The organism is Clostridium ganghwense (genome assembly GCF_026735165.1).
Taxonomy (GTDB): domain Bacteria; phylum Bacillota; class Clostridia; order Clostridiales; family Clostridiaceae; genus Clostridium_H; species Clostridium_H ganghwense.
Genome location: NZ_JAPQES010000007.1, coordinates 25,443 through 40,226, shown reverse-complemented (window position 1 = coordinate 40,226; position 14,784 = coordinate 25,443). Strand labels below are relative to the sequence as shown.

Here is a 14,784-nt window from a genome sequence, read left to right as displayed (position 1 = left end):
GTAAAAACAAAAAACTCTCATTCCCTAAAATAAGGGACGAAAGTTTTTCCGCGGTACCACCCTAATTATATATAATAGTACATAGTTTTCGTAGAATATGCACACAATATATCTCTCAATAAATAAAGACTCCTAGATAGCTTCAATATTTGTTTTAAGAAGTTTTCACCAACCACTTCCTCTCTGAATAAAACATAATATTTACTCATTCTCGTCATTGCCCTACACTATTAATTTGTAAAATACGATATTTTGATTATAAGAAAAAATAGTATTTATGTCAATATTATAAGTTTAATATGGTAATATATATCAAAATAAATAATAATTTAGGTCTTCATAAATAACCTTTATTATAACACTTATAGGTACTGCTAAAACCATTCCTAAAAGCCCCCCAATTTTCTCTCCTAAAAGCAAAATTATTATAACTCCTATAGGATGTATACTTACACTTTCCCCTGTTACTTTTGGAGAAATGATATTCCCCTCTATTAGCTGAATTACATATAAACATCCTGCAGTATATAAAGCTGTTTTAGGCGATGTTAGAAATGCCATTATCACAGCAGGTACTGCACCTAAAATAGGTCCAAAATATGGTATAATATTGAAAATCCCATTTAATATAGAAAGTATAATAGGAAGTTTTACACCTGTAAGGATTAATGCTATAAAGGTAATTATACTTATCATTATACAAAGCATAAACTGACTAACAATATATCTACCTAAGATTTTATCTACATCTCTATTTATCTTCCTTATTATTCTTCTACTATTCAATGGACAAAATAATAATATTTTATTGAATAAATATTCACCATCACATAAAAAGTAATATGTGATTATTGGAATAACAATATATGACAATGCATTTTCACCAAATTCAGCTCCTAATTCTAATACTCTATTGAATAAATCAATAAATCCTTTATTAATCTTATTATTTATATTATTAATAAGTGTATATATTATTTTATTATCACCTAGAGGTTTAAACCTATGATAAAATTCACCAAAGTATTTACCAATTTCATCAATTGTATTACCAATATTTAAACTTTCTCTAAATATAGATGGTATTAAAAGTGTAAAAATCATTATCACTGTTACAAATAAACCTAATATCAATAGAATAGCTGAATGTTTTAGCTTCATTCCCCTTTCTAGCAATATCTTTTGAAGTGGTTTTAAACTATATGCTACAACAAATGAAATTAATAATAGAAAAACTATTTCTTTTAATATGGAGATTTTCAAAATGATGAAAATAATAAAAGTAATTATGCATATATATACTGCACTCTTTATTAATTTATTTTTAAAAATTTCATTTATTTTCATCTATTTTTACCAACCACATCATGAGGCATAGTTTTAAAATTCATTTTTTTATCTTCTCCATAATACAAAATATTTTTTTCTCCTAATATTAACTCCTTGATTAAAAATATTTTCTTTCCATTAATGAAATTACGTATTAACCCTTTTGAAACTACCACTCCATTAATTTTAAAGGTAATGTTATCAAAAACAATATCTTCCATGATTCCTATATCATTTCCAAATTTATCTATAACATCTATACCTTTTAAAGGAAAAAATTTAAGTTTTTCTTCCTTTCTGCTTCTTTTTATTATCATTTTATAATTAAAAGATATTATATCTTTTTTTGAAATACTAACACTTTTATGAAATAAGCTATAAGAAGATATACTAAATCCTGTAACAACTCCTTTATTAAAATCAATCAAAATGTCTTTTATAAATCCTATTTTTTTACCTTTTATATCTACTACTTCCATCATTAAAAAATCTTTACTTCTATACATATCATCACCATTTCAACATGACTATTTATGTCTAGTATTTCCACTTACACTAAACTTATTACAGTTTTAACTATATTTCTACGTAAAAAAAGACAAAATACAGTCTAATCTGTAATTTGCCTTTTTTTATTCTTTAAAATAATTCTTTTATTACTTTTTCTTTATTTAATCCTAAATTATTTCATCAATAGTTCCGCCACCTAAAAGTAGATCTTTTGAATAGAAAACTACACACTGACCTTTAGTAATAGCTCGCTGTTTATCCTCAAATTCTACTTTCACTCTGCCATCATTAAGCATATTTATAGTAGCTTTACTTTTAGAAGTAGAATATCGTATTTTAGCTTCTACCTCCATAGGATTTTCAAGCTTATCAAAAGGAATAAAATTTACATCCTTAGCAATTAAAGTAGTTTTAAATATTTCTTCCTCTTTTCCTATTACAACTTCGTTAGTTTCTGGACGTATATCAATTACGAATACAGGTTCTCCTAAAGCTAATCCTAATCCTTTTCTTTGACCAATAGTATAATAAATTATGCCTTTATGTTTACCTACAACTTTCCCATTTTCATCTACAAAATTTCCATTCTCAACATGTGTTGGTATCAATTTTTCAATGTATTTACCATGGTCATTATCTGGAATAAAGCATATTTCCATACTTTCTTTTTTATCATGAACTTCAAGTCCAATTTTCTTCGCTATTTCTCTTATCTTACTCTTAGAATATTCTCCACAGGGCATTAAAACATGTTTTAAAATTTCTTGGCTTAAACTATATAACATATAAGTTTGATCTTTTCTTTGATCTTCTGCAGCAACAAGTATATATCTTCCATTATGCTCTTCTATTCTTGCATAATGCCCTGTTGCTATATATTCAGCCCCAAGTTCCTTAGCCTTATCCAACATTATTCCAAACTTTATATGTTTATTACATACAGCACAAGGATTAGGAGTTCTTCCACTCAAATATTCATTAGCAAAATTATCAATTACATACTTTTTAAATTCATCTCTTAAATCTATAACATAATGAGGAATATTCAACTTCTCTGCAACTTTTTTGGCATCATCTGAAATATCAACTTCTGAACACAAACGTAATGTTACACCTATAACATCATATCCTTTTTGTTTTAACAGATATGCTGCAACAGAACTATCAACGCCTCCACTTAATCCAATTGCTACTTTTTTCTTCATCTAATCACCTGTTCTTCATTTGTTTGTGTTTATTCATGTCCATGTACATGCTCATGAATATGCTCTGAATGATGCTTCATTTGCCAAGGCTCAAGTCCTTTTTTTATTCTATAGTCATTTATTGCTTTATGAATAGCTTCTTCAGCAAGAACTGAGCAGTGCATTTTAACTGGTGGAAGTCCATCTAAAGCTTCTGCTACTGCTTTATTAGATAATCCCCAAGCTTCTTCTAAAGTCTTTCCTTTTATAAGTTCCGTAGCCATACTTGAAGAAGCTATAGCAGAACCACATCCAAAGGTTTTAAATTTAACATCTTTAATAACATTGTCTTCTACCTCTAAATATATTTTCATTATATCTCCACATTGTGGATTACCAACTTCTCCTACTCCACTTGGCTTTTCAATTTCTCCAACATTTCTAGGATTTCTAAAATGATCCATTACTTTTTCACTATACATAATTATCTTTCTCCTTTCTCAACAAGAAATTGTTCCCAATATGGTGACATTTCTCTTCTTCTTTTTATTATTTCTGGTAGTACTTCTATAACATAATCCACTTCTTCTTCTGTTGTTCCTTCTCCTAAACTCAATCTTAATGAACCATGAGCAACTCCATGTGATAATCCTATAGCTAGAAGCACATGTGATGCAGATAAATCTCCTGAAGCACAAGCACTTCCTGTTGAAGCATATATTCCTTTATCATCTAAATCCAATAATAAAGTTTCTCCTTCAATTCCAATGAAACTCATATTTACATTACCAGGAAGTCTTTTATCTCCAGTAGGTCCATTTAATTTTGTATGTGGTATTCTAACCATAAGTTCCTTTATAAGTTTATCTCTAAATCCTTCCAGTTTCTTATTTTCTTCATTCATGTTTTTAATAGCAAGTTCAATAGATTTTCCTATACCAACAATTCCCGGAACATTTTCAGTACTTGCTCTTTTGCTTCTTTCTTGACCACCGCCATGAATTAAGTTTTCTATCTTTACACCTCTTCTTATATAAAGAGCTCCTACACCTTTAGGCCCATAAAACTTATGTGCAGCCATAGATAATAAATCAATGTGCATATCCTTTACATCAATTGGTACATGCCCAACTGCTTGAACTGCATCGGTATGAAATAAAATCTTCTTTTCTCTGCATATTTCTCCAATTTCTTTTATTGGTTGTATAGCTCCTATTTCATTATTTGCAAACATAACTGAAACCAATATTGTTTTATCAGTAATAGCTTCTTGAAGCTGCTTAATATCTATTAATCCATATTCATCAACTGGTAAATAAGTAACTTCAAATCCATTTTTCTCTAAGAATTTACATGTATTTAAAACTGCATGATGTTCAATGTTAGTAGTAATTATGTGATTACCTTTATTTTTATGGGCAAAGGCAATTCCTTTAATAGCCCAGTTATCAGCTTCTGAACCACCTGCTGTAAAATAAATTTCATCTTTTTCAGCATTAATAGCTTTTGATACCTTTTCTCTAGCTGTAACTACAGCTTTTTTATTTCCATTAGATAAAGTATATAAAGATGATGGATTACCAAAGCTTTCAGTAAAATAAGGAAGCATTTCTTCTAATACTTCTGGCTTTGTGTATGTAGTTGCTGAATAATCCATATAAATTTTCTTTGTCATTTCTGTCACTCCTTATCTTTTAACATTTTATTATAATCATCTACCATATCTTGCAATGTAATCGATTGTGTTATGTCTTCTATACTCTTTTTTATTTTTCCCCAAAGAAGTCTTGTTGAACAACAATCTATATTGCTGTTACTGCATACTCCTTCATCAACACATGAAGATATTTCTATAGGCCCTTCTAAAACCGCAATGACATCTGCTGCTGTAATATCTTTAGGCTCTTTATTTAATACATAACCACCTTGTGCTCCTCTAATACTTTTTATCAGTTTTGCCTTTCTTAGTGGTGAAAAAAGCTGTTCTAAATAACTCTCTGAAATCCCCTGTCTCTCTGCTATACTTTTTATAGAAACTGGTACTTCTCCATAATGTATTGCTAAGTCTACCATAGCCCTAACACCATATCTACCCTTAGTTGATAATTTCATTTAATCACTCCTTTTGAATTCCGAGTGTTTTGCTAGGCTTTCTTTATTATATTATCAATTCCTACTATATTTGTCAACATTAATATTTTCGCTTAAAACATACTTTAATATTCATTTTTTAATGAATTTAAGTATCCTTTTATAGCTCGTTCCATCTTATTATCTCCGGGAATATAATAGTTTCTCCCAATCAATTCATCTGGTAGATATTGCTGTTCTACATAATTACCTTTATGATCATGTGGATATTTATATCCTGTTCGTTTAAGCTGTTTAGCTCCATAATAATGATTATCTCTTAAATGTATTGGAATTTCCCCTATATTTTTATTTTCTATATCTAAAAGAGCTTTTTTTATAGCTTTATACGATGAATTTGATTTAGGTGATGTAGCTAATAAAATTACTGCTTGTGCAATTGGTATTCTCGCCTCTGGTAAACCTAACTGCATTGCACTTTGAACTAATGAATATGTAATACTAGCTGCTTGTGGGTATGCAAGACCTATATCCTCTGATGCTATAACCAGAAGCCTTCTACATATAGATAAAAGCTGACCACCTTTTATAAGCATACTGGCATAAAATATAGCTGCATCAGGGTCACTCCCCCTTATACTTTTTTGAAGTGCACTTAATGCATCATAATAATTATCCCCATATTTATCAAAATTAAATGCTTTGCCCTGCATACTTTCTTTTACATCATTCATACTTATTTCCAGCTTATTTTCCTCATTAGGATTAGTAGAATATACTAAAAGTTCTAATGCATTTATAGCTCTTCTTAAGTCACCATTACACATTATTGCAATATATTTTAATACATCTTCTTCAGCCTTTATTTCTGTATTTTTAAACTCATCATTCAGCAATCTTAATCCTCTCATTAAAGCTTTTACTATATTTTCTTCTTTTAATGGTTTAAATTCAAAAATAGTAGCTCTACTTAAAATAGCATTATAAATATAATGATAAGGATTTTCGGTAGTGCTTGCTATTAAAGTTATCCTCCCATCTTCCATAAATTCTAATAAGGACTGCTGCTGTTTTTTATTAAAATTTTGTATCTCATCTAAATATAAAACGATTCCTTTAAAAGTCATTAAACTGTTCAAATCTTTAATAATCTCTTGTATGTCTTTTACAGATGCCGTCGTTGCATTTAATTTATATAGTTTTTTATCAGTAAATCTAGCTATTAAATTAGCTACAGTAGTCTTACCCACTCCCGGTGGTCCATAAAAAATCATATTAACCACTTTTCTATTTTTAATTAACTTATTTAATATTTTATCTTTGCCTAATATATGCTCTTGGCCAACTATCTCTTCAATATTATCAGGTCTAATTCTATCTGCTAATGGTTTCATTTGTAACCTCCAATACTTTTTATGCTTTAATTTAATAATTGAGTTTTAAATCAATAAGTTTCATCATAATAAAGCAAGTAAATAATAATAAGCCAGCAGTAATTGCTGACTTTTATTATTACTAATTAAATGTTTATATGATTTGGATTAAAATCTATACATAATATATATTTTTTATTATCCTCACTTTCAAATACTGATGATATTGTTGTACATAGATTTCCAGTAGCTAAGGATATATACGGCTCTGTTATATACTTATTAAGTCCCATATTTTTTAAAAAATAATAGTATTTTTTTAAAGAATGATTTGTTCCTTTCTCTGCTGGCTGAAATATAAGGGCTTTTTGCTGAAGCATATTTTTACAATAAGTAAAAGTATCACTTACTTGAATTCCTTTATTATTCAACACATAAATACATTCAAAAGCCTCATTATCACCAATAACACTTTGTAAAATATCATTAAATTCCTCTTCAATTCTATTTGATAATTCCTTTAACACATTATCCATTATAGCTTCATAACCCTTATGTTTTGACTTTTCTAAATTAATTTTATCTATCATATAATTCTCATATTGTTTAGCTACATCTTGAACTTTAACTCTTGCCTCACCAATAAAATCACTATCTATTGCATTGCAATTTCCAAAATATTTTCCTTGAATCATATCCGCCCCTAATTCTATTACACATAAAGTTTGTTGATAATTTTCTATACCATCACCAATTACTAGCGCACCAATGCTCTTGCATAAATTTACTAATGATTTAAAAATCTCTTGTTTATAATAATCATATTCTATATTTTCAGTTATAGCTCCACTTATTTTAATAATATCTGGTTCAACATAGGATATCTTATCTAAATTTGCAAATCCATATCCTATATCACTTAAAGCTACTAAAAATCCCTTATTTCTATAGTCATTAATAAACTTCTTTAAACTCTCCATATCTTTAACATTATCTTCTACAATTTCTAAAACAATATTTTTAGGATTAATATTAAACTCATTAACTAAATCCATAATAATTCCCGATCCTACAAATTTAGAAATTATAGAAGCATTGATATTAAGAAATAAAAGCATTTCCTTATTCTTTTCATATATCTTTGTAAAGTTTTCAACTGCTTTTTCTCTATATAGTCTATCTAAATCAATAACAACATTCTCTTCTTCTGCATATTTTATAAGAGTTTCCATAGAAATAACATTATTCCCATCAATGCATCCTTCACTAGAAACCTCAAATCCAATAATTGATTGCTTTATTACTGAAACTACTGGTTCAAAGCAAATTTCTAAGTTCTTATTTTTTATAATATTCTTAATTTCTATTTTACTATTCATGATAAGCCCGCCTTCCTTTTGTAGAACATATTTAATAATTATATTTAATCATATAAAATACATTATTAAAATAGATTTAAAATTATTATAACAAATTTATTATACTAAAATTCTTAAATTAATTTAAAATGTACTTCTTTTATAAATTATAATACTCATTTTATCTACATATTTCAATAGAAAGAACTTTTTATTGACATACTGTTATTTATCTCCTATACTTTGATTATCAAATATTTTGCAAATCAAAGTATTAATATCATATATAAAAAGGAGTAGATATCATGAAATTACCACCTTTAAAAATAGGTGAATTAACCGCTAAACTTCCTATTATTCAGGGAGGCATGGGAGTTGGTGTTTCTCTCTCTTCCTTAGCATCAGCAGTTGCAAATGCAGGCGGTATAGGGGTTATTTCCGGAGTCCAGATTGGTTATAAAGAAAAAGATTTTGAAGAAAATACTCTTAATGCAAATATAAGAGCTTTAAAAAAAGAAATAAAAAGAGCTAGAGAATTAAGTCCAAATGGAATTTTAGGAGTTAATATTATGGTGGCAGCAACTCACTATAAAGATTTAGTTTTAGCTGCTGTTAAAGAAAAAATTGATTTAATTATATGTGGTGCAGGACTTCCAACAGACTTACCTAAATTAGTAAAAGGTTCTACCACAAAAATAGCTCCAATTGTTTCTTCAGGCAAAGCTGCCTCAGTTATTACAAGGATGTGGAAGAAAAAATTCAATTATATTCCTGATTTAATTGTAGTTGAAGGATCAAATGCAGGTGGTCATTTAGGTTTTTCTGCAGAAGAATTAGAAAATTCTAAAGCAAAGGATTTACATTCTATTGTAAAAGAAGTATTATCCGTTGTTAAACCTCTAGAAGAAGAATACAATAAACCTATACCTGTAGTAGCTGGTGGTGGAATATATGATGGAAAAGACATTGCAGAACTTATAAAAATAGGTGCTGCTGGAGTTCAAATGGCTACTAGATTTGTGGCTACTGAAGAGTGCGATGCCCATATTAATTTCAAAAAAGCATATATTGATGCTGCTGAAGAGGATATTATTATAATAAAAAGTCCTGTTGGAATGCCTGGTAGAGCTATTAATAATTCGTTTATTAATTCTTTAAATGATAGTAAATCCTTAATTGAAAAATGTTATTCATGCATAAAACATTGTAATCCTTCACAAACCCCATATTGTATATCTAACGCATTGATTAACGCAGTTAATGGAGATGTAGATAATGGATTGATTTTTGCTGGTACTAATGCATATAAACTAGACAAAATTATAACTGTTAAAGAACTTATGACAGAATTAGCAAAAGAGGCTGAAGCTAATCTATAATTAAGTTAAACTTCAATAAAAAAGTGTGCAATAGCTTAATTAGCTATATGCACACTTTTTTATATATTTTAAATTCTTTCTTACTAAGTCATAGTTCGCTACATCTCCATGACCTGGAATTATGTAATCAGCCTGTATTTCTATATACTTATTTAAGGTTTTTTCATATATGTCAAAATTATTACAGGTTAGATAAGGTTGAGGATTTTCAATATTATCGCCTACAAATAAAACATTATCTTTTCTATCGAAACAAGAAGCTGAATTATTTGTATGTCCTGGCGAATAAAAAAATTCTATATCCTCATCTATGAAATCAAGTCTTTCTTTAAAAGTTAAATTTGGAATATATATTTTCACTTCTCCTTGACAATGCTCTTTATATTTATTAAGTTCATACAATGCATTTTTTTCTATGTCTTCCCTACAGATTTCATGTGATATAATTATAGAATTCTTGAAAAAACAATTTCCCCAAATATGATCCCAATCGGAATGAGAATTAAAAACTATTATAGGTTTTTCATCTAAATGTTTATTAATAAATTTTTTTATTTCTAGCATTGATTTAGGTCCCAAGTAAGTGTCACACAAAAATAAATAATCTTTACCATCAATTAAATATACATTAGTAGAGCAATCAAATTCTGTATCTACCAATTCAAAAAAAGTAAACATATATCCTCGTGAACCTACTCTTTTTATTTTCATCAACTTCCTCCTAATTCTATTTTTTGTTAGTAATATTACTTAAATGTATTCCTCTTTTAACTAGAGTATTTTTTAATTCTTCCTTTAATTCATCATCAATTTTATATGAAGAATTTATAAGCTGCACCCCTTTTCTTAGTAACTTATATATATCTGATCTTTTAACTATTCTTGATTTTTTTATTAAAGCTATATATTTTTTAGCATCTTCGTTAGTCAATTCTCCATGAATCCCATTTATAAATTTGTTTATATTACGTATAGAAATCATTTTCCATATTTCAAGGCATGTCCCCACTGCAACAATAAGTAGCGTTATTATAATAGTTGATATATTTACTTCTCCTTCTCCACTCTCTTCTTTTACTTTTGCTATTTTCACTACTTCCTTAGACGTACCATCATTCTTTATCCTAAATAATTTAGTTGAATCTAATTTAATACCATTAGCTCCATCCTTGATCCCCCCCCAGTAATATATATAGTCATCAATAATATTTAATTCTCCACCACATTCTTCACTTAATTTAATTTTATTTGTACCATCCATTTTTATTTTATATAATTTAAAATCATCACTTTCATTTGCATAATATATCCAATCATTTGATATATTTATAAATTGAGAATTATCATCATTTATTTTTGTATTATTTTGCCCGTTTATACCTATCTTATATATTTTTTTTCCTTTAGAATAATTTTGATAATATACATCATTGCCCACTATATCTATTAAAAAAGATTCATCATTATTTAATTTTATATCTTGTGACCCATCTAACTTCACTTTATAAATCTTATGTTTATCAGATTCATTTGAATAATAAGCCCAATCACCTTTTATAGCAAAACCATATATCTTATTTTTTGTAATTTTAGTTTTTTCACTTCCATCAATCTTAATTTTATATAGTTCTTGTCCATCGCTCACTCTATTAGCATAGTAAATCCAATCACCTGTTACATAAATCCAAAAAGAGCTATCATTATTTAATTTAACTTTTTCAGTACCATCTTTTTTAACTTTATATATTTTAAAATTATCCTTTACATTAGAATAATAAATCCACTCTCCTATTACGTTAATGTAGTTAGGTATATCATCGCATATTTTAGTTTCATCCTCACCGTTAAACCTACACTTATATAAACGACTTTCATCTGCAATATTAGAGTAATAAATCCAATCACTCTCCTTATCTATATATCCTAAGTTCAAAATATTAGATCTTGTATTACCTTGTCCATTCACTTGTCCATAAACAACCTTGTTAAAACTGCAAAACATACTGGAAATCAAGAAAAATAAAAGAAATGTAATCGTTAGTTTTTTGTTCAAAATATTTCCTCCTCATATCGTTTTATGTATTGGATAAAAGCATCATCCTTTTTGTAAATTTTATCATAGAGAATAATATTTTACAAATTACAAGTGCAGTATTCAACATTATTTTACAATATTAGTAGTTATCTATTTTTTCACTAAAATCATTTAAATTTTGATGTTTGTTAACAGAGTACTTTTATACCTTTTATCTATTTGAAAATTCAATTTTAATTCTCTTATATATTTTTACATTTTTTAAGTATAAATCATTATATTTGAAATTTTTCCATTATAATTGTATAATTTTATTATCATGTAGTTTTTTCAGGAAGGATGATATAAAATGATAACTGATTTTACCCAAAATAAACTTATGAATTCATTTAACACATTAATTCCTTATTTTAAATATTTTATTGAAGACGATTTTGTACTTTCTATTACAAATACTGAATATTTCTTAAAATATATTCCAGGTGAAAAATTAAAATTAAACATAAAAACAAATGACCCAGTTCCTCATACTAGTGGTGCATATCAATGTATGAAAGCTAAAAAACCAATTATTAGAATAGTACCAAAAGAAGTTTTTGGTACTGATATTAAAGTAATTGGAATTCCTGTAATAGTTGATCACAAAGTTGTAGGTTCTTTTAATATAGCAAAAAGTCTTGAGAGACAAACTGACATTTTAAATCTATCTAAAAACTTATCTAATTCCTTAGCTCAAATAACCCTAGCAATTAATAGTATTTCTGCTAATGTTCAAGATATAGTAAAATCTAATTCTGAAATACAATCAAATGTTGAAACAACTCGTAAAGAAACAGAGAACACAGATGAAATTTTAAAATTTGTAGGAAATGTTGCACAACAAACTAATCTTTTAGGTTTAAATGCTGCCATTGAGTCAGCTCGTGCTGGTGAATATGGTAAAGGCTTTAGTGTAGTTGCTCAGGAAATAAGAAAATTATCTACTTCTAGTAAAGAATCTATAAGTCAAATTAATTCTATTTTAAAAACTATTCAAGATTCAGTAATGAATATTGAAAATAAAATAAATAATTTTAATGATATTTTTGAGGAACAAGTTAGCTCTATTGAAGAAATTACAAGTTCTATAGAAACCTTAAATTCTTCGGCAGAAATTCTTAAAGAAATGGCTTCAAAAATATAATAAAATTGCTAGGATTATATATAATCCTAGCAATTTTATTATATTTTTATTCAAATCTAAATTCAATTTTGTTGTTATTTATTATTAGTCTAGCATTAAATAAATTTCCTTTTTTTGACTTGAAACCGTTAATTATATCTGTCTTACCATATCTTATCAATTTTTTAATCTGATTTATAGGTATATTGATTTCACATATAGTACCTAAGAAAAATTTACACCCACTTTTCCAATTATCACAACCATATCCTTTGCTATTTCGTACTACTCGTCCATTATTACATATGGGACATACTCCTATTACCTCATTTATTTTACTTTCATCTAAGTCTATTGATTTTTTATCTTTTACTAATGAAATTAAATATTCAGTATTTATAACATTATTATGTTTCACTACCTTTTCAACATTCTTTTTTACATATCCCTCTAGTTTATCCATAAAAATTTCTGAAGTTATATTTCTCTCTGAGACCATAGAAAGTCCTTTTTCCCAACTTGCGGTTAATGTAGGATTTAAAAGACTGGGTATAGATGTTCTTATAACTCTGTAAATAATTTCTCCCTTTAAAGTTGGTGTTAATATTTGAGTTTTTGTATTTGTTTTTATATATTCTATTCGTTCTAATTTTTTTAATATTTCAGCACGAGTAGCACTTGTACCTATGCCTGAACCTTTAATTTGCTCTCTAAGTTCCTCATCTTCAATAAGCTTCCCGGCATTCTCCATAGCAATAATTATAGAACCTGATGTATATCTTTTAGGTGGAGAAGTTTTACCTTCCTTTATATCTAAACTATTTAGTTTTATTCTCTGTCCTTTTTTTAAATTATTTAAAAATGTCATATCTTTCTTTTTAACATTATCACTATTCTCTTTTTTTATAACATCTAAATATCCGTTTTGAATACAAACTTTATCAGTTGTAAAAAAGCTTTCTTCTCCTATCTTTGTTTCCACTTGTATCTTGCTATACTTAGCAGGCGGATAAAATATTGATAAAAATCTTCTTACTATTAAGTTATATATATCTTTTTCTAATTTTGTAAGAGAAGAATAATTTTCAACACCTTCTCCTGTAGGAATAATAGCATAGTGATCTGTGATTTTACTATCATTAACATATTTTGTTTTTTCTAAGTTTTTGTAACTTTTTTCTTCAAGTATTTTTTTTGCTATATTACTAATTTCAGTATCTTCTTTTAATAAAGTTAATTTTTTTATATTTTTATGTACTTCTTTTGCTACCGCCTTAGATAATACTCTGGCATCCGTTCTTGGATAAGTTAGCATTTTCTTTTCATATAAATTTTGAATTTTATTTAAAGTTTCATCAGGATTTATTTTAAATCTTTTAGAACATTCATTCTGCAGCTCTGCAAGGTTAAATAAAAGTGGCGGATTTTTGTTTTCTTTTTTCTTACTAATATTTTGAATTACAACATAATCTGCTGCAACTTCTTTCAATTTACTAATCAAATTTTCTGCATCTTCAATTTTTTTAAATCCACTTTCATTATATAATAAATTTGTTTCTAAATACTTAGACCCTTCAACTGCTTTCCATTCTCCATCATAACTTGCAGTATCATCAATTTTAAACTCACCTGTAATCTTATAAAAGGATGTCTGGATAAAATCTCTTATTTCCATTTCTCGCTCTACTATCATTCCAAGGACACAAGACATTACACGTCCTACAGCTATTACAACAGATTCTTTTCCTAAGATATTTGATACAGTTTTTCCATATATGAGAGTCAATAATCTTGAAAAATTAATACCAAGTAAATAATCTTCTTTTGCCCTTAGATATGCTGAGTCTGAAAGCGCATCATATTCTGAAAGTGGTTTTGCTTCTCTAATTCCTCTTTTTATCTCTTCTTCTGTTTGAGAATCAATCCATACTCTCTTTTTCATCTTATCTTTAACTCCAACCATCATATCTACTAATCTATATATGTACTCTCCTTCTCTACCTGAGTCCGTACAAACATATATTGTATCTACATCTTCTCTTAAAAGAAGAGATTTAACTATATTAAATTGCTTTGCTACAGCTGAAATAATTTCGTACTTATATTCTTGAGGTAAAAATGGAATTGTTTTTAAAGCCCACTTTTTTAACTTTTCATCATAAGCCTCTGGATAACTCATTGTTACCATGTGACCTACACACCAAGTAAAAACTTCATTTTTACCTTCTATAAAACCATTACCTTTATTCCCTTTTACATTTAATAATTTAACAAATTCCATAGCCACAGAAGGTTTTTCCGTAATATATAAAGATTTTCCCATTAAAAAGCCTCACCATCTAAAATTTATTTTGTTATTCTAA

13 protein-coding genes and 1 other annotated feature are annotated in these 14,784 nt (G+C 27.5%); of the genes, 2 read left to right on the top strand and 11 right to left on the bottom strand.

The window, feature by feature from the left end; all coding sequences use genetic code 11:
• Positions 1-29: 29 nt before the first annotated feature.
• Positions 30-227 (bottom strand) — a binding site (T-box leader).
• Between the two features lie 85 nt (positions 228-312).
• From OXH55_RS16980 to OXH55_RS16945, 8 genes are all read right to left on the bottom strand, one after another.
• Entirely contained in the window at positions 313-1,347 is a 1,035-nt protein-coding gene (locus OXH55_RS16980) for an AI-2E family transporter (RefSeq protein ID WP_268051280.1), read from the bottom strand.
• Positions 1,344-1,835, bottom strand: a complete 492-nt coding sequence (locus OXH55_RS16975) for a PRC-barrel domain-containing protein (RefSeq protein WP_268051279.1) — start codon at positions 1,833-1,835, stop codon at positions 1,344-1,346. Before OXH55_RS16975 ends, OXH55_RS16980 begins: the two co-directional genes overlap by 4 nt.
• 171 nt (positions 1,836-2,006) lie before the next feature.
• Positions 2,007-3,044 carry a tRNA 2-thiouridine(34) synthase MnmA gene (mnmA, locus tag OXH55_RS16970; RefSeq protein ID WP_268051278.1) on the bottom strand — a complete coding sequence of 346 codons (1,038 nt, stop codon included), beginning with the start codon at positions 3,042-3,044 and terminating at the stop codon, positions 2,007-2,009.
• A 29-nt stretch (positions 3,045-3,073) separates the two neighbouring features.
• On the bottom strand, positions 3,074-3,505 hold the full coding sequence (gene nifU, locus OXH55_RS16965) for a Fe-S cluster assembly scaffold protein NifU (protein ID WP_268051277.1): 432 nt from the start codon (positions 3,503-3,505) through the stop codon (positions 3,074-3,076).
• A 2-nt stretch (positions 3,506-3,507) separates the two neighbouring features.
• Entirely contained in the window at positions 3,508-4,698 is a 1,191-nt protein-coding gene (gene nifS / locus OXH55_RS16960; RefSeq protein ID WP_268051276.1) for a cysteine desulfurase NifS, read from the bottom strand.
• A gap of 5 nt (positions 4,699-4,703) precedes the next feature.
• Entirely contained in the window at positions 4,704-5,135 is a 432-nt protein-coding gene (locus OXH55_RS16955; RefSeq protein ID WP_268051275.1) for an RrF2 family transcriptional regulator, read from the bottom strand.
• Between the two features lie 104 nt (positions 5,136-5,239).
• Positions 5,240-6,508, bottom strand: coding sequence for a replication-associated recombination protein A (locus OXH55_RS16950; RefSeq protein ID WP_268051274.1), 1,269 nt, complete (start codon positions 6,506-6,508; stop codon positions 5,240-5,242).
• Positions 6,509-6,633: 125 nt separating this feature from the next.
• Positions 6,634-7,866, bottom strand: a complete 1,233-nt coding sequence (locus tag OXH55_RS16945) for an EAL domain-containing protein (protein WP_268051273.1) — start codon at positions 7,864-7,866, stop codon at positions 6,634-6,636.
• Positions 7,867-8,150: 284 nt separating this feature from the next.
• Here OXH55_RS16945 and OXH55_RS16940 point away from each other — a divergent pair, with 284 nt between their 5' ends.
• Entirely contained in the window at positions 8,151-9,224 is a 1,074-nt protein-coding gene (locus tag OXH55_RS16940; protein ID WP_268051272.1) for an NAD(P)H-dependent flavin oxidoreductase, read from the top strand.
• Between the two features lie 39 nt (positions 9,225-9,263).
• Here the strand turns inward: OXH55_RS16940 and OXH55_RS16935 are convergent, their stop codons facing one another.
• Both OXH55_RS16935 and OXH55_RS16930 read right to left on the bottom strand, forming a co-directional pair.
• Positions 9,264-9,935 carry an MBL fold metallo-hydrolase gene (locus OXH55_RS16935; protein ID WP_268051271.1) on the bottom strand — a complete coding sequence of 224 codons (672 nt, stop codon included), beginning with the start codon at positions 9,933-9,935 and terminating at the stop codon, positions 9,264-9,266.
• 16 nt (positions 9,936-9,951) lie between these two features.
• Positions 9,952-11,277: a DUF5050 domain-containing protein gene (locus OXH55_RS16930; RefSeq protein WP_268051270.1), complete on the bottom strand. Its 1,326-nt coding sequence runs from the start codon at positions 11,275-11,277 to the stop codon at positions 9,952-9,954.
• A 331-nt stretch (positions 11,278-11,608) separates the two neighbouring features.
• Here OXH55_RS16930 and OXH55_RS16925 point away from each other — a divergent pair, with 331 nt between their 5' ends.
• On the top strand, positions 11,609-12,442 hold the full coding sequence (locus OXH55_RS16925; RefSeq protein ID WP_272509098.1) for a methyl-accepting chemotaxis protein: 834 nt from the start codon (positions 11,609-11,611) through the stop codon (positions 12,440-12,442).
• 46 nt (positions 12,443-12,488) lie between these two features.
• Here OXH55_RS16925 and OXH55_RS16920 read toward each other — a convergent pair whose 3' ends face one another.
• Positions 12,489-14,744 (bottom strand): type IA DNA topoisomerase, encoded by a 2,256-nt coding sequence (locus OXH55_RS16920; RefSeq protein ID WP_268051269.1) that lies wholly within the window; start codon positions 14,742-14,744, stop codon positions 12,489-12,491.
• Positions 14,745-14,784 lie beyond the last annotated feature (40 nt).